The organism is Acidimicrobiia bacterium (assembly GCA_009694375.1).
Classification (GTDB): Bacteria; Actinomycetota; Acidimicrobiia; order Acidimicrobiales; family VFJN01; genus VFJN01.
The window spans coordinates 120716-136757 of the sequence record SHVB01000002.1; the positions used below are offsets into that span (position 1 = coordinate 120716).

The following is a 16042-nucleotide window of genomic DNA, read 5'->3' on the forward strand; positions in this document are numbered from 1 at the left end:
CCGAGCGTTGTGGGCGTGGGACGGGGTCAGATCGCCGAGGCGAGTTCGTCGAACGCAGCCGCGAGCCGGAGATGTGGTGTGCGGGCGTGAAGGCCGAGCTCGTAGTGACCTCGTCGGAGGTTCTGAACGAGGGCGTGCACAGTGATGATGACGCGGGCGGTACGTTCTCGTTTGAGTCCGCGCATTGGTCGCAGCCGGGCCTTCAGCCGACCGTGGTCTGTCTCGACCCGATTGTTGGCGTACTGCGTGGCGTCATGGCGGGCCGCTGGGACGAGCTCGTCGACTGCTCGGGCGAGGGTCCAGGCGCGGTCGGTGGTGACCTCGGTCGGTTCGCCATGGGTGGTGATGGCGGTGGTGAAGAAGCGGGTGGCGGCGGCGGTGTCGCGGCGGGGGGAGACGCAGACGTCGATGATCTGGCCGTGCTGGTCGACGGCCCGGTACACGTAGCGCCACCGACCGGCGACCTTGACGTAGGTCTCATCCACGAACCACCGGCCCCCGCCACGGTGGCGGCAGGGCCGGGCCGCGTCAACCAATAGCGGCGTGAAGCGCTGCACCCACCGAAACAACGTGACGTGATCGACCTCGATCCCGCGTTCGGCCAGCAGCTCCTCGACGTCCCGATAGGACAGGCCGTAGCGGAGGTACCAGCGGACCGCCAACACGATGACCTCCGGCGGGAACCGAAACCCGACGAACGCCGACGGCATCGACACGACCTGAGACGGGGACCGGCGACGGCGCATCCTGCAGCCTCGCGGCCACCGCCGTCATCCGCTAACGCAACAGTGCCCTCGCAGCACGGTCTCCATGGACTGGTGCCGGCCGGGCCGTGGTTGGTCGTCGAATCTCCACAATTCGTAAACGACATGCGACAGTCCGCTGATGCTGGCCACTTCGGTAGCTGGACGGGTGGAATCTGTCCGATGAAGGGTCGGACTGAGTACTTCGTCGCCGTGGGAGCAGCGTGGTAACGACGCTGGCCGAACCGGGGCGGAAGTCGGCGAGCGTTGGCGGACGATCGACCCGCGAACACCGTGCTCAGACGGACATTCGCGGACCCCGACGAGCAACGGCGGCCGCAACGAAGGCGTTTCCTAAACCGTGTGTCGCATGGTCGAATCATGCCGAGGGCGCAATCACCACTGGCGCCTGACCGAGGGGATCAGTAGACGATCGGTAGTTGGCTGGGGGGAAACACCGACGGCGAGAACCACCAGGCTTCAATGGCGTGGCGCTCTCGGGTCATGGTGGGCGAGGTTGCGGTGCGGTGCACCAGTCGGTGGTCGAAGAACAACGCGTCGCCGGCCTCGAACTCGGGCCGCACCGGCGCCATGCCCTCCCCCGCCTCCTGCACGTCCGCATCAGACAGTGACCACCGGAAGAAGGCCTCGGCGCTCCCGCTCTCCACCAGGCGATCAAACCGCTTCGGCAACAAATCAAGGCCGGGCGCGTCCACCCCACAGCGACTCAACGCGATCCACACGTTGAACGCGCCAACGTCGGCGCCCAGGAACGCCCCGTCCTGATGCCAGCCCCCCGCCATCTCCTCCGCCGGTACTCGGCGCACATTGCATTTGTTGGCGGAGAGAAAGGCCCGCTCCCCCAGGAACTCGGCGATCAAATCGCCAATCCCGAGGTCGTCGACCAACTCGAAAAGTTCGAAGAGCAGACGCGGGGAGTCCACCGTCCAGATCCCCGCGCCCTCCCGGGTTAAGCGACGATGCACCTTGACCGGGATCGATTTGGCGACGGGAGCACCGGGCGCGAGCACGACCGCCGCTCCGGCGTTGACCGGGGAAATCAGATCGGGCATCGGAAAGGGCCAATACCAACGCTGGTCATAGGTGTCTTCGCCAGCCGCCGCCGCATCGTAGGCGGCATAGGTGGCGTCGATCCCCTCCACTAGGTGGGCCGAACGCTCTGCCGACACCAGCCCGCGTACAAGCAGGCACCCGCTCTGAGCGAACCCCGTGCGAATCGCCTCGACGGTGAGATCCGCCGCCGCCACCTCGAAGACCCCGCCGCCGGGCCCCGCCGTAATCGCCGCCGGGCGCCCCGCCGGCGCCTCGGCCGGTGGCAACGACGCACACCCTTCGTAGCGGGTGCGCACCAAGGCCCGCTCGAGATCAACGGCATGATGCTTACGGTTGGCCACCGTCAGCACGCTGATCGCCGCTCGCACGTCACTCCCGGCGAGCAAGCGCTCGGCCTCGGCCACGACCTGACTCACCTCGGCATCGCTATCGTCACGCATTGTCCTCGCCCTCCCCCCGCCGTTGGACCGATGGGTTGGCGAAACCCCCGACACGCTCATCTTCTTCCGTCGCACAACCCCAACCCTAGCGGGATCGAGCCCTCCATCCCGCGGCCGGACCCGCCTCTGGATCGCCGGCCCCCGTCCCTGACGGCGCGGGGCCGAACAGGCCCGCAACCACCCCCGATCGACGACGATGCCGCCCCCCGGCGGGCCCAGTTGCGGGTGCGGCGTGGTCACCGCCGAGAGCGGGCGGGCTCAACGGCCACCCGTGATGGCCCCATGGCTTCTGAGCGCCGGATTAGACGGCCTTGTCCTGCCCTTGCCAGTACTTGTCGCGCAGGAGCCGGGAGTACAACTTGCCGGTGGGATGACGAGGCAGGCGATCTTCGAAATCGACCGACCGCGGCACCTTGAAGCCCGCCATCTCACGACGGGCGAACAACAAGATTTCCTGCTCGAGTTCCGGTGACGAGCGATATCCGGCCCGCAGTTCCACCGCTGCTTTTACCTGCTCACCCCACTCCTCATCGGGGATACCGAACACGGCCACATCCGCCACGGCCGGATGCTCGATCAGCACCTGTTCGATCTCGGCCGGATAAATGTTCACCCCGCCCGAAATGATCATGTTGGCAACTCGATCAGACAAAAACACATAACCATCGGCATCCACATGCCCCACGTCGCCCATCGTGAAAGTGCCGGGGGCCAAATGGGCGGCATCGGTCTTCTCCTGCGCTTGGTGGTACTCAAACACCTCATCGGTGATGAGGTTGTGCGAGTAGAGCGTGCCCACCTCCCCCGCCGGCAGCCGCTCACCCTGAGGATCCACCGCGAAGACCTCATAACTCGGGATCGCTCGGCCCACCGTGCCCGGCTTGGTGAGCCACGCCGCCGCATCCACCAGGGTAAACACCCCGCCCTCGGTGCTCCCCCAGTACTCAGTGAGCACCGGGCCCCACCACTGGATCATCTTGTGCTTGGTGGACGGCGCTATCGGGGCGGCCCCGTGGAGGACCATGCCGAGAGACGACGAGTCGAAGGCCGCCCGCTGTTCATCGGGCAAGCGCAAGAGCCGCACGCACATGGTGGGCACGAGGTGGCTGTTACGGATCTGGCGTTCCTCGATGAGACGCAGACACTGCGTCTCATCCCAACGCGGCATCAACACCAGTTCGGCTCCGTTGGCGAGGTCGATCGCCGCGAACCCAAGCGGGGCGGCGTGATAGAGCGGCCCGGTGACCAGGTGGGGGCCAGCCCCCGCGAGCCCCAGCACCATCCCGGCCCCCTCACCCTGGGCCAGGGCGAGGCCCAACGATGGAGGCCGCACGCGCTTCACTCCTTTGGGCCGACCGGTGGTGCCCGACGTGTAGAGCATCGTGCCACCCCCCGGACCGTCCAGACTGAAGGGGGCATCGTTGCCGTGAGCGGCTACCGCCTCCAGCGGATCACCGGTGACGATCACCACCACCGGCCCCGAGGCCAACGCCACCGCCGCCCGCGCGACCGCCTCGTGCTCCGGATCGGTCACGAGCAGCAACGACCCAGAGTCGTTCAGGATATAGGCCACCTCCGCGGCGGTCAGGTGCCAGTTGATCGCCGTCACCCACGTACCGGAGTGTTGCGCAGCCAGGAGCAGGTCGATCACCTCCACTCGATTTCCCAACAACATCGCCACATGACCCCCCACCGGCAGGCCACCCTCTTCCAGCAGCCAGTGGCCGATCCGGCGGGCCCGGTCGAGGAGTTCGCCGCGGGTGCGGGTGCGGGTGAGGTCGTCGACGGCCGGCGCATCCGGATCATCGGTGGCGAGTTGCAAGAAGCCCATAGGCCCGATCCTGGCAAAGATCACCACCCAGTGCCTCTAGCCTGACGAGATGACAACGCCGGGCAACAGCACCAAGGCGGTGGTGGCGGCGCTCCTGGCCAACGCCGGGATCGCCGTAGCCAAGTTCGCCGGCTTCCTCATCACCGGGTCGGCATCGATGCTGGCCGAGTGCGTCCACTCAGTGGCGGACTCCGGCAACCAGTGTCTCCTGCTCCTCGGGGGCAAACGAGCGCGCCGAAGCGCCGACGAAGACCACCCCTTCGGGTACGGCCGGGAGCGCTACTTCTGGGCCTTCGTGGTGGCCATGGTGCTGTTCAGTCTGGGCGGGGCCTTTGCCATCTTCGAGGGCATCACCAAGATCCAGCACCCCCACGAACTCGACTCGGCCAGGGTCGCCATCGCCATCCTGACCACGGCGGCGGTGCTCGAAGCGTTCTCCCTACGCACCGCATTGGTTGAGTCGCGTCGCATGAAAGGACCGGCGAGCTGGTGGAGCTTCATTCGCCACTCGAAGAACCCCGAGCTACCCGTCGTGCTCCTCGAGGACCTCGGGGCCGTCGTCGGCCTGTTGATTGCCACCACGGCGGTGACGGCATCGATGGTCACCGGCAACGCGATCTACGACGGCTACGGCACACTGGCCATCGGCTTACTGCTCACCACGATTGCGATCATCCTGGCCATCGAGATGAAGAGCCTCCTCATCGGCGAAGCGGCCACCGGCAAGATGGTGAACACCATCCGCGCTGTCATCGAAGGCGATCCCGCGGTCAAGCGACTCATCCACATGCGCACCCAGCACCTTGGCCCCGAGGAAGTGCTGGTGGGCGCCAAGATCAACTTCACCGACAGCCTCACGATAGGAGACGTCTCCATCGCCGTGAATCGCATAGAAAGCTCCATCCGAGCCTCGGTGCCGGAGGCCACCCTGATCTACCTCGAACCCGACACGATGACGGTCCCGTAATACGGGCCGGAGGACCCACGCACCCCGCCGGGAAAGCACGCGAAGAGCGGCGCTCCGGGGGGAAGCGCCGCTCGATTCGCACGATGTCCCGGGGGGGACTTCGGAGGGTAAAACGAAGGGGACCTAGGCGGCCTTGGTGGCCCGGGGCGCCCGGACGACCTTCTTGACGGAGTAACCGGCCACGGGGGCGAGGGTTACCAGCACACCGGTCACGATGGCGGAATTGGCGTCGATGAACTTCTTGACGAAGGCGGCCTGGGTCTCGACGATCTCGATCGGGGTGGGCAGGGCGGTGGGATAGGTCACCTCCGGGAGACGATCCTCCACCAGGGCCAGGCCCTTGACGACATAGCTCACGACGGGAGTCTTGGCGCTCTTCACGAACTCGATGATCTTGTCCTCGTAGCCGACAACGGTGTCCAGGATGGTGCTCATAGTGACGAATCTCCTTGTGGGGGGGGAGGCCAGTGGGCCTGTGCTAACTATAGCAAGCATTTGCTAGATACATCAACATGACTCGTATACCTGGCCCGACCTAATTCTGACCCAAAAGGTCACCTTTGAGAAAAGGGCGGCTAAGGTTCGTCATATTCACCACCAATGCTTGCCGGTCCTACAGGAGACACCATGGCCATCCGTCTAGGAGACGACGCTCCCGACTTCAGCGCTGAGAGCACCGAAGGCACCATCAACTTCCACGAGTGGAAGGGCGACAGCTGGGCGGTGCTGTTCTCGCACCCGAAGGACTTCACCCCGGTTTGCACTACCGAGCTCGGGCGCGTAGCCGCCCTCAAGCCGGCCTTCGACCAGCGCAACGTCAAGGTGGTGGGTCTCTCGGTAGACGGCGTGGAAGAACACCACCGCTGGAGCCAGGACATCACCGACGTGACCGGGTCGTCGCTCAACTTTCCGCTGCTGGCCGACCCTGATCGCACCGTCGCCAACCTCTACGACATGATCCATCCGAACGCCAACGACACGCTCACCGTGCGATCAGTGTTCGTGATCAGTCCCGACAACAAGGTGAAACTCACCCTCACCTACCCGGCCTCCACCGGTCGCAACTTCGACGAACTTCTCCGGGTCATCGATTCCCTCCAACTCACCGCTAAGCACAAGGTGGCCACCCCAGCGGACTGGAAGGCCGGCGAAGACGTCGTCATCGCGGCCGCGATGTCCGACGAAGACGCCAAGGTGGCCTTCCCCGACGGGTGGAACGCCAAGAAGCCCTATCTCCGCATGGTGAAACAGCCGAACTAACCCAACCTCGCCCTTACGCCACTGGCACGAGACCGGCGGCGAGGCGGAAGGCGGGTCGCCAGGCGGTGTCGCCCAAGCCGAGGACAGCCAAGCTCTGCGAGGCTTCCTCTGCCAGCGCGGCCTCATCGGCCAGATGCAACACCTCCGCGGAGATCGCCCTCGCCAGGCGGGCTACCGCCTGGTGTATTTTGTCTTCGGTCAGATCGATAGCGGCCACTAACTGCTCAAACACCGCCACCGCCCCGTGATCAGCGCGTTGGGTGAGCACCATGCCCCGGGCGATGCTGGCGAGCATGTGATCGATATACGTGTCCCCAACCCCTGTCGTGCAGTAATCGGCCGCCACGAGGGCATCGTCGAGCGATCCCGCGGCGGCGCAGACCAGCGCCAGAACGCCCTGGCCCTGCAGTCGGTGAGTAGCGGTCCCCGCGCTGGCGGTCAGCAGCGACAACGCACCGGTGAGATCGCCCTCCATGAGCATCAGTAAGCCGACGGCGCCGCCGCTGACCCAGCCCAGCCCCCCATAGAACGCCTGCGAGTCAATGAAGGAGCCTCCGGCCATTAGCCCTGGCTCGACATCGCTTCCCAACATCGCCCGGGCACCCTCGGCGTCGCCGATATAAACGAACATCGCAACCCGGGCCGGGATGAGACGACTATCGCCGGCGATGCCCTCCAACACGTCGAAGCCGTCCTGCCAGCGGCCCGACAACAACAAGGCCCTCGCCAGCAGCCAATCGGCCTGGAACCACCCTTCCTGATTCCTGATGTCGTGGAACAGCGTCTGAGCCTCCCGCGCCCGTTCGATGGCTCCATTCATGCGACCAGTCCATAGGCGCGCCGACCCCGACATGATCAGAACATTGCCGAGGGCCCAGCGATCCCCCTTGCCGATATACATCGGAACCTGTTCTTCAAAGATCGCCTCCGCCTCATCGAAATAACCCTGCATCAGGCGGTTCAGCCCCAGGACGCCTTGGGTCCAACGCAGGCCACCCTCATCACCAAGTTCTTGGAAGGTGGAAGCGGCGCGGCGGAGCATCACCTCCGCCCATTCCATCTGTCCGGAGTTGTTCGCACACCAGCCCAGGTTCTGCTGAGCCCACGCGACGCCACGCCGGTCGTTCAGTTGTTCGAAACGGGCCAGCGCTTGCTCCAGGAGCTCCGTGGCTTCTTCATAATCCTGTCGCCCAATGGACGCCAAACCTTTCAGACGCAAGACCTCCGCCTCGCCTCGGGGATCACCGAGGCTCACAAATATCTCAGCCGCCTCGGCCAGGATGGGTTCCGCGATCTCCCAATTCCTTTCCCTCTGCTCCACCTCGGCCAGTACCAGCAGGCCCAGACCCAGATCAGCCTGGGCGCCAGAACCCGCCGCACGCGCCTCGGCGATCGCCGCGCCGACATCCACCCGAGCAGACGCGATGTCAGCCAGAGCGGCCGAGGCGCGCGCCCGCCCGCACAGAAAGGCCCGCTGGCGCTCACCCGGTTGGCCCGCCAGCAACTCGATTCCTTCCGAATAGAGCTGCTTCGCCACCACGAATATCTCGGCGTCGGCAGCTCGCGCCGCCGCCTGCTCCAACCACGAAAGCGCCCTCTCCTGCAGTTCGGAGCTGCCTCCCCCGGCGGGGCTCAGCTCACCGGCGAGCTGCGCGGCTCGCAAGTAGTGGTAAGCCAGGCGCGTAAGCGTCGAGTCGTTGTCGGAGTCCTCGTTCTGCTCGATCCACATTGCGATGCCCTTGTGAGTGCGGGCCCGGTCGGTCTTGGTGAGCATGCCGTAGGCCACCTCGCGCACCACATCACTGCGGAAGGTCCACACCGCTTCGTCGTCGAACTCGCTCAAGATGATGAGTTGGGTGGCCTGCAAAGATTCCAGCAATGGCGCCACATCGTCGATGCCCAAATGCACTCGGGCCAGGAGTGTGAGGGCCCTCACCGAACTCCCTCGGCCAAGCACAGCGCAGTCCTCGAGGACGCGGCGTTCGTCGGGAGCCAGGGCGTCAAGACGGGCCGCCACCAGACCGCGCAGGGTGTCGGGGAGGTTGGCCATCCCTTCCGAAGAAAACGGTGCAGCGTCATCGACGCCAGCCGCCACCGAATCGCCGAGGAGGCTGACCAACTCCTCCAGAAAGAACGGATTACCGTCGCTGCGAGCGAGGAGTGCTTCGGTGAGCTCGCTACCCAACTCATCCCCGGCGAGCTCCCGGAGTAGTTGAGCCGAAGCCTCGGCGAGGAGTGGGTCGAGCGTCAGGACCACGAGGTTGTGATGACCGCGCGGTATCTGCCAACTCTCTTCGACCACCGGCCGAGCGGTGGCCAATACCACGAAGCGATGGCTGGCCAAACGCTCCAGCAGCGTGTCCACCAAGCCGAGCACGAGATCATCGGCCCAGTGCAGGTCCGACAACATGAGGATGACCGGCCGTTGCACGGCGAAACCTTTGGCGTAGCTAACCAGCGCATCAGCGGCTTGTTCACGAGCGCGCGTCGCATCAATGTGGTGGAGTTCCGACTCGTATCCCATCAGGTACGCCAAACCGTTGAGCACTCGCTCGATGTCCTCCACCGGAGTTCCCTTGCCCAGGGCAAGAACTACCGAGGCGCGGGCCAAGGCCATGGATGTATCGCTGGAATCAGCCGCACGGATACCGCAGCCACGCCGCAGGGCATCGGCGACCGGCCACCACACGTTGGCCTCGCCGTAGGGCACACAACGCCCCTCCAGTACGAGGGCATCGTGATCCGACTGCGTAAGCGCGGCGAGTTCCTCCGCCAGTCGCGATTTGCCCACCCCGGCTTCGCCTAGCACCAACAGCAGCGATGCCCGGGCGTTGCCCACCGCGTTGTCGACGCTGTGCCGGAGCAAGCCCACCTCAGCCTGGCGGCCCACCAGAGGAGCGCGATTGCGGTCCGGGCGATAGCCCGGCGGCGCCACTGCATCGGTGGCTCGCCAGGCCGGCACCAGGCCTGCCTTGCCCTTGAGGGCAACCGGCTCAATGGCGTCGTAGCGCAACGATCGTCGGGTGGCGGCGAAGGTGGACGCTCCCACCAGCACCTCGCCGGGCGCGGCCGCCGTTTGCAGGCGACTGGCGGTGTTCACCACGTCGCCCATCGCGGTGTAGTCGCCACCGGCCCGCAAGGCGCCCACTAGTACCTCGCCGCTGTCTACCCCGATACGCATACGGATGACCGTGCCCAGTTCGCTCGACACCACCGCCAACGTTTGTTGCATTCGCAACGCCGCCCGTACCGCCCGCTCGGCGTCATCCTCATGGGCCACTGGCGCACCAAAGAGCGCCACGATCGCATCTCCGATGATCTTGTCCACTCGACCCCCGAAGGCCTCGATGTCGGCCACGAGATGCTCGAAGCACCGGTCAACAAGGTGCTTCACCTGTTCCGGGTCCATGGACTCCGCCAGCGCCGTGTAACCAACCAGGTCGGCAAACACCACCGTCACGATCCGGCGTTCGTCTCCCCGCAGGCGCATGTCTTGGCCGCAGCCCGAACAGAAACTCGCCCCCGCACTCGTCTCAGCTCGGCACGAGGGACAAATCACCCGGTGATGCTAGCCGGGCAGGATGTCATCGCTCTTCTGGCCAGGCTCCCGGTACCCTGGCTCGGTGACCATTGTGCCCCCCGTGTTGGAGATGACCGCCGCCCGAGCGGAGCACGCCGTGAAGATCTACGGATCCGGCGATACGGAAGTGCGGGCCCTCGACGACGTAACCGTGAACTTCCAGAGCGGTCGCCTCACCGCCATCATGGGCCCCTCGGGATCGGGTAAGTCCACCCTGATGCACTGTGTAGCCGGCCTCGACTCCCTCACCTCGGGGAAGGTGTTCATCGGCGATACCGACCTCACCACCCTCAACGACAAAGCCCTCACCCAAACCCGCCGCGACAAAATCGGCTTCGTCTTTCAGTCCTTCAACCTGATCCCCACCCTGGACGCGTTGGAGAACATCACACTCCCCCTCGACCTCGCCGGCCGCCAAGCCGACGCCGGCTGGATCGATCACGTGGTGGAAACCGTCCGATTGACCGACCGTCTCCACCATCGGCCGAGTGAACTTTCTGGAGGCCAACAGCAACGGGTGGCCGTGGCCCGCGCGTTGGCGTCGAAGCCCTCCATCATTTTTGCCGATGAGCCCACCGGCAACCTCGACTCCAAGACTGGCGCCGAGATCCTCACCTTCATGCAGCAGGCGGTCACCGATCTTGGTCAGGCCATCGTCATGGTCACCCACGACCCCCTCGCCGCCGCCTATGCCTCCCGAGTGGTGTTCCTCGCCGACGGTGGCATCGTCGAGGACATGGAGGACCCCACCGCCGAACGGGTGCTCGACCGGATCAAAGCCTTCGGCGAGGTCTGATGCTGCGCGTGACCCTCCGCTCATTCTGGGCGCACAAGCGGCGACTGATTTCAACCGTTCTCGCCGTGGTACTCGGCGTGGCCTTCCTTACCGGAACCTTCGTGCTCACCGACACCCTCGATCGGGTCTTCGACGACCTCTTCGCAGAGTCCAACGCCAAGGTCGACACCCAGATCCAGGGGGAAGTGCTCTTTAGCGACCCCATCGGGGGCGAGCAGCGAACCCTGCTCGATGCCGGCCTCACCGACAAAGTCGCCGCCGTTGACGGCGTGGCGTCCGCCGTGCCGTTCGTGAGCACCATCGGCTTCGGTAGCACCAACCGCGTCATCGGTCCCGACGGGAAACCGCTGGGTGCCGCCCAGGGTCCCCCCACCCTCATCGAGAGTTGGGTAACCGACAGCCAACTCACCCCCTACGTGGTGCAGGACGGACGCGGCCCCGAAACTGACGGCGAGATCGCCCTCAACGTGGCCGCCGTCGAAGACGGCGGCTTCTCGATCGGCGACGAAGTGACCGTGGTGACCCAGTTCGGCAGCGAGGATTTCACGCTCGTCGGAGCCGTCACCTTCGGTACCGCCAAGAGTTCTACCGGGGCCGTGTCCGCCGAGTTCACGCTGACCCAAGCCCAACGACTGGCGGGAACCGGCGATCGAATCCAACAAATACTCGCTCGCGGCATCGACGGACTTTCGGAGCAAGAGACCACCGATCGCATCGCCCGGATACTCCCCACCGATGCCCAAGCCATCACCGGCACCCAGGCCGCCGCTCAACTCTCCGCCAATGTGCAATCCGGCTTCTCCTTCTTCAAAATTCTGCTGTCGGTGTTTGGCGCCATCGCGCTGGTGGTGGGCATCTTCGTGATCTCGAACACGTTCGCGATCCTGGTGGCCCAACGAACAAGAGAACTGGCGCTGCTGCGCGCGGTGGGCGCCTCACGCCCTCAGGTGCTGAGCTCAGTGCTCCTCGAAGCCACCCTCATCGGATTGGTAGCGGCCACCCTCGGCCTGACCGCCGGTATCGGCTTGGCCAAGGCGGTCACGTGGGGGTTGGATAAAGCCGGGTTGGAACTACCCGTCACCTCCTTGCTCGTGCGCCCCCAAATCGTGGCGATTGCCTTCGCCCTTGGGCTCGTCGTCACCCTGGTAGCCGCCCTCCTGCCCGCTATTCGGGCCACCCGCGTGCCCCCCCTGGCGGCGCTACGAGACGTAGCCATCGACCGCTCGGGGACGTCGCGCGGTCGCCAGGGACTGGGCCTCGTGACGCTGGCGACCGGTGCCTACGCCCTCTCGGCGGCCTGGACCGACGGTTCCTCCGACGCGCTGCCTCGCGTGGGGGCGGGAGCCTTGCTGATCATTGTCGGGGCCATCGTGATGGGCCCCTTAGTGGCTTCCCCGAGCGTGCGGGCCATCGGGTACCCGATTGGCCGCCTGGCCGGGATCACGGGCCGACTGGCCACCGAGAACGCCGCCCGCGCCCCGAAACGCACCTCGGCCACCGCATCCGCCCTGATCATCGGCGTGGCCCTGGTGGGCTTCATCACCGTGTTCGCCACCTCGGCCACCCGGTCGGTTACCGCAGCAGTGGAGCGAGGTTTCACCGGCGACTTTGTCGTGCAGAGTTCTGCCAATGGCTTCGGTATTCCCGCCGGATTCCCCGCCTCGGTGGCCACCACCACCGCAGCGGTCGACGGCGTGCAGGTGGTGGCCCCGCTTGGCTTCGGCCGGGCCGACGTCACCTACCCCAGTCAGGAGAAATCCACCCAGTTCGTCACCTCGGTAGACCCGCAACAACTGTCGGAGGTGCTCGATATCCAGATGGAGGAGGGGGCGCTAGCCGAACTCACCGACGACGGGATCATCGTGGACACCAAAGTGGTGGAATCACGCGGCTTGGCGCTCGGCGATCCGATCATCATCACCGGGGCGAACGGCGCCACGCTCGCGGTTTCGGTGGAAGCGATTAGCGATGACCCACAGGTACTGGGGAACTTCACCATCACCCGCGCCGCCTACGCCACGGTGGCACCCGAATTACTTGACGTGCAGTTGTTCGGGAAGGTCACACCGGACGCCGACATCGACACGGTGATTGCCAACGTAGAGACCGCCATCGCCGGCACTCCCTCCCTCGAGGTTCTCGACCGCGATGCATACATCGGCGCACTCGCCAGCCAGATCACCTCGTTCGTCACCTTTATCTACGGCCTACTGATCCTGTCGATCATCATCGCCCTCATCGGCATCGCCAACACCCTGTCGCTTTCCATCAACGAGCGCACCCGCGAACTCGGACTGCTTCGCGCCGTGGGCATGGACCGCCGCCAGTTGCGCTCCACGATTCGGTGGGAAGCCGTGGTGATCTCTTTACTCGGCACCTTCGTAGGCCTGGGCCTGGGACTCGTCCTCAGTTGGGCGCTCATCACCGCCCTGGGGAGCCAGGGCCTCACCACGTTCGCCGTACCGGTGGGTTCGCTGGCGGCCATCACGGTGCTGTCGGCGTTGCTCGGCACGATGGCGTCGATCCTCCCGGCCCGTCGGGCGGCCCGCCTAGCCATCCTCGACGCCATTTCCAGTGAGTAAAATTCCGATGCGTCCCACCGATCCCCCCACCTTGTCCCCGGACGCACTCGCCTTCCTGGCCGAGCGCCACCTCGCCACCCTCACGACCCTGCGGCCCGATGGCTCGCCGCACGTGGTGGCGGTGGGCTTTACCTGGGATGCCACCGCCGGGCTGGCCCGGGTGATCACCTTCGCCCCGTCCCGCAAGGCGCGCAACCTGCTCACGGCCCCCGGTAGCCGGGCGGCCGTGAGCCAAGTGGACGGAGGACGCTGGCTCACCCTCGAGGGCACCGCCACGGTCACCGACGACCCGGAGCGAGTGGCCGAAGGCGTGCGGCGTTACGCCGAGCGGTACCGCCAGCCCGGCGATCGATTGGACCGCGTGGTCATCGAGATCCGGGTCGACCGGGTGCTCGGGTTGCGCTGAGCCCACCACCCGACCCACCCAACGAACAAATGTTCGACTAGGGTGCCTCCGTGCGCCGAGAAATCCCTGCCGAGCGGACCCTCACCTGGCAACCATCGCTCCTCGGGGACACCGAGGCCATCTTTTCGCCCACCCTGCACGGCGTCGAACGCCGACAACTCGATCGGGGGGCCTGGGTGGACTTCATCCCCGGCTTCCTCACCGGTAGCGACACGCTCTTCGCGCAGATCCTGGCCGACGCGCCGTGGAAAGCCTTCGAGCGTCCGATGTACGACCGGGTAGTGGGTGTCCCCCGGCTCGAAACCCGTCGCTGGAACCACCGGCCCGCCGTCCTCGGCCGCATCGGTAGCGCCCTGCGGCGCCACTACGGCGTTGCCCTCCCATCGGTGTCGGCCAATCTCTACCGCGACGGCCACGACTCCGTGGCCTGGCACGGCGACCGGGTGGGTCGCCATCGAGCCGACACCACCGTGGCCATCCTCTCGCTCGGCGCCACCCGCCAGTTACTCCTGCGCCCCGACGGCGGCGGGACCTCGCTGAGTTACTCCATGAACAGCGGCGATCTTCTCGTCCAAGGGGGCACCTGTCAGCGTACCTACGAGCATTGCGTGCCCAAGCGGGCCCGGGCGGGGCCACGTATCAGCGTGATGTTCCGCGCCGCCGGCGGGAACTGACTACCGTCCCCCAGATGACGAAGACCACCCGCTGGGGCGAGATCCAGGGACGCGAGATCACCTTTCCTATGGAGGTGGAGGAGATGCGATCCGCCACCCTCCTATGGTCCGTACCGGCGGCTGCGGCCACGGCCCTGCTACCCGGCGAAGCCTTCGAGGTGGTGGAGGTGGCCCCAGGGACCGCCCAACTCGTAGTGGCGGCGGTGGATTACCTCCGCAATCCCTGGGGCGACTACGACGAACTGAATCTTGGCTTCCTCGCCCGACCCGCCGGTGCTCCCCCGGAGATCATCGGGTCCTTCGTCTACCGAATGCCCGTGAACCAGGCCTTCACCTGCGAGGCCGGCAACCGCGTGATGGGCTTTCCCAAGACCGTCGAAGACCTCGAGGTCACCTACACCGACACGACCACCACCTTCCGCCTCGCCATGGCAGGCCACCACGTGATCACCCTTACGCTTCCGCGAGCGGCCCCCACCGGCGACCCCGAACGAGTGGAGGCCACGAGCTACTCCTACCTCGACGGCGTGCCCTACGGCACCGACCTCTCGATGGACATGGGCACCGGCTTCGTCGACCCCGCCGACGTCACCATCGAACTAGGCGACAGCCCGGTAGCCGACGAGTTGCGATCGCTCGGTCTGCCCCGCGCCCCCGACGTCGCCATCTGGGGCGAAGGCCTCAGCGCCACGTTTCTCCTCGGGCAACCCCTCTAACCCCACCAACTCCCTGAGGGAGGTGGATCAGCCAGTGGCGTTGACGCCATCCACCCAGAGGATCTCCCAGCGGTTGCCCTCTGGGTCCGCCACGTAACCGGAGCGGCCTCCCCACGGGCGGTCTACCACCTGACCCACTTTGCGGGCCCCGGCGGCGCACATAGCCGCCACCACCTCGTCCACCTCGTCCGTCCGCTCCACCGTCAGCCCGAACGCGTGGCCGCCCCAACCATGCTTCGTCAGTGGTTCGCCCGGGGCGGCATCGCCGGCCAAATCGTTGATGCCGTACAGGGCGAGCACGATGCCCTCGAGAACAAAGGCGGCAAACTCGTGACTTCCACCCGGTCGCTCAACCCAGCCCAGCCCCCCATAGAACGCCCGCATCCGGGGCATGTCGCGTACCCCGAGGGTCACGATGTTGAGGCGGGAGGGAACCGCGCTCACTCGTCGTCAGCGGGACGCATCTCGGCGGCGTCCCAGTAGGCCCGCATCGTGGTGATCAGGCCCGCGTCGTTGAAGGTCATCACGTCGATGATGTCCACCACGAAGGTCACCCCACCCATGGTGGGGCGAGCCTGCATAGGAAAGGCAGCCTCCCCACCAGCCACGCGCACCGGGCCGGTGAGGCGCAGTTCGATCGAGTCGGCCATCGAGCTCGATTGATCAAAGAACATGCCGATGGCCTCGGAGCCGTGGTGGAGCGGAGACCCAACCGGATCCTCTATCCAGGCATCGGGCGCATACAACCCCACGTACCCGGCTCGGTCACCCCGGGAGAACACCTCGCAGTAGGCATTGACCACCGCGCGCATGGTGGAGGTGCTGGCAGCCATGTCCGCACGGTAGCGCGCCACCGCGCCACGACCATCAGCGCCCTGGAAGGAGCCCGCCGCCCGTGGCACCCCGATACGGTCGGGTTCTCTATGAACACTCCGGCTGAGCATGGCGACGCTCCGATCTGGCGCGCTGGTGG

Annotated in this window: 14 protein-coding genes; 7 read left to right on the forward strand and 7 right to left on the reverse strand. The window is 66.0% G+C overall.

What is annotated here, in order from left to right; translation table 11 throughout:
• Nucleotides 1–26 precede the first annotated feature (26 nt).
• The 3 genes from EXQ71_02255 to EXQ71_02265 form a co-directional block, all read right to left on the reverse strand.
• Entirely contained in the window at nt 27–746 is a 720-nt protein-coding gene (locus EXQ71_02255; protein MSO86325.1) for an IS6 family transposase, read from the reverse strand.
• Between the two features lie 419 nt (nt 747–1165).
• Complete coding sequence (locus EXQ71_02260) at nt 1166–2332, reverse strand: hypothetical protein (protein ID MSO86326.1); 1167 nt, start codon at nt 2330–2332, stop codon at nt 1166–1168.
• 226 nt (nt 2333–2558) lie between these two features.
• On the reverse strand, nt 2559–4088 hold the full coding sequence (locus EXQ71_02265) for a hypothetical protein (GenBank protein ID MSO86327.1): 1530 nt from the start codon (nt 4086–4088) through the stop codon (nt 2559–2561).
• 49 nt (nt 4089–4137) lie between these two features.
• Between EXQ71_02265 and EXQ71_02270 the strand changes: the two genes are divergently transcribed.
• Nucleotides 4138–5055 (forward strand): cation diffusion facilitator family transporter, encoded by a 918-nt coding sequence (locus tag EXQ71_02270; GenBank protein ID MSO86328.1) that lies wholly within the window; start codon nt 4138–4140, stop codon nt 5053–5055.
• A gap of 123 nt (nt 5056–5178) precedes the next feature.
• Here EXQ71_02270 and EXQ71_02275 read toward each other — a convergent pair whose 3' ends face one another.
• Entirely contained in the window at nt 5179–5490 is a 312-nt protein-coding gene (locus EXQ71_02275; GenBank protein ID MSO86329.1) for a hypothetical protein, read from the reverse strand.
• A gap of 192 nt (nt 5491–5682) precedes the next feature.
• Between EXQ71_02275 and EXQ71_02280 the strand changes: the two genes are divergently transcribed.
• The gene (locus EXQ71_02280) at nt 5683–6315 is read left to right on the forward strand and encodes a peroxiredoxin (protein ID MSO86330.1); all 633 of its coding nucleotides are present in this window, start codon (nt 5683–5685) and stop codon (nt 6313–6315) included.
• Nucleotides 6316–6328: 13 nt separating this feature from the next.
• Here the strand turns inward: EXQ71_02280 and EXQ71_02285 are convergent, their stop codons facing one another.
• Entirely contained in the window at nt 6329–9874 is a 3546-nt protein-coding gene (locus EXQ71_02285; protein ID MSO86331.1) for a tetratricopeptide repeat protein, read from the reverse strand.
• A 91-nt stretch (nt 9875–9965) separates the two neighbouring features.
• Here EXQ71_02285 and EXQ71_02290 point away from each other — a divergent pair, with 91 nt between their 5' ends.
• The 5 genes from EXQ71_02290 to EXQ71_02310 all read left to right on the forward strand — a co-directional run bounded on the left by EXQ71_02290 (nt 9966) and on the right by EXQ71_02310 (nt 15069).
• Nucleotides 9966–10691 (forward strand): ABC transporter ATP-binding protein, encoded by a 726-nt coding sequence (locus EXQ71_02290; GenBank protein MSO86332.1) that lies wholly within the window; start codon nt 9966–9968, stop codon nt 10689–10691.
• Nucleotides 10691–13273, forward strand: a complete 2583-nt coding sequence (locus EXQ71_02295; protein ID MSO86333.1) for an ABC transporter permease — start codon at nt 10691–10693, stop codon at nt 13271–13273. Before EXQ71_02290 ends, EXQ71_02295 begins: the two co-directional genes overlap by 1 nt.
• A 1-nt stretch (nt 13274) precedes the next feature.
• Nucleotides 13275–13679, forward strand: coding sequence for a PPOX class F420-dependent oxidoreductase (locus EXQ71_02300; protein MSO86334.1), 405 nt, complete (start codon nt 13275–13277; stop codon nt 13677–13679).
• Between the two features lie 119 nt (nt 13680–13798).
• Entirely contained in the window at nt 13799–14353 is a 555-nt protein-coding gene (locus EXQ71_02305) for an alpha-ketoglutarate-dependent dioxygenase AlkB (GenBank protein ID MSO86335.1), read from the forward strand.
• 14 nt (nt 14354–14367) lie between these two features.
• A complete protein-coding gene (locus EXQ71_02310; GenBank protein ID MSO86336.1) occupies nt 14368–15069 on the forward strand; it encodes a hypothetical protein in 702 nt (233 codons plus the stop codon).
• Between the two features lie 27 nt (nt 15070–15096).
• On the opposite strand, the gene EXQ71_02315 is transcribed toward EXQ71_02310, so the two are convergent.
• Together EXQ71_02315 and EXQ71_02320 are read right to left on the reverse strand one after the other, a co-directional pair.
• Nucleotides 15097–15513: a glyoxalase gene (locus EXQ71_02315; GenBank protein ID MSO86337.1), complete on the reverse strand. Its 417-nt coding sequence runs from the start codon at nt 15511–15513 to the stop codon at nt 15097–15099.
• Nucleotides 15510–16013, reverse strand: coding sequence for a steroid delta-isomerase (locus EXQ71_02320; protein MSO86338.1), 504 nt, complete (start codon nt 16011–16013; stop codon nt 15510–15512). The genes EXQ71_02315 and EXQ71_02320 overlap by 4 nt, the downstream gene beginning before the upstream one ends.
• Nucleotides 16014–16042 lie beyond the last annotated feature (29 nt).

Coding starts and splice junctions, on each gene's coding strand:
- EXQ71_02275 (MSO86329.1), bottom strand. CDS start 5,490: ATGAGCACCATCCTGGACACCGTTGTCGGCTACGAGGACAAGATCATC.
- EXQ71_02295 (MSO86333.1), top strand. CDS start 10,691: ATGCTGCGCGTGACCCTCCGCTCATTCTGGGCGCACAAGCGGCGACTG.
- EXQ71_02255 (MSO86325.1), bottom strand. CDS start 746: ATGCGCCGTCGCCGGTCCCCGTCTCAGGTCGTGTCGATGCCGTCGGCG.
- EXQ71_02310 (MSO86336.1), top strand. CDS start 14,368: ATGACGAAGACCACCCGCTGGGGCGAGATCCAGGGACGCGAGATCACC.
- EXQ71_02265 (MSO86327.1), bottom strand. CDS start 4,088: ATGGGCTTCTTGCAACTCGCCACCGATGATCCGGATGCGCCGGCCGTC.
- EXQ71_02280 (MSO86330.1), top strand. CDS start 5,683: ATGGCCATCCGTCTAGGAGACGACGCTCCCGACTTCAGCGCTGAGAGC.
- EXQ71_02290 (MSO86332.1), top strand. CDS start 9,966: ATGACCGCCGCCCGAGCGGAGCACGCCGTGAAGATCTACGGATCCGGC.
- EXQ71_02270 (MSO86328.1), top strand. CDS start 4,138: ATGACAACGCCGGGCAACAGCACCAAGGCGGTGGTGGCGGCGCTCCTG.
- EXQ71_02320 (MSO86338.1), bottom strand. CDS start 16,013: ATGCTCAGCCGGAGTGTTCATAGAGAACCCGACCGTATCGGGGTGCCA.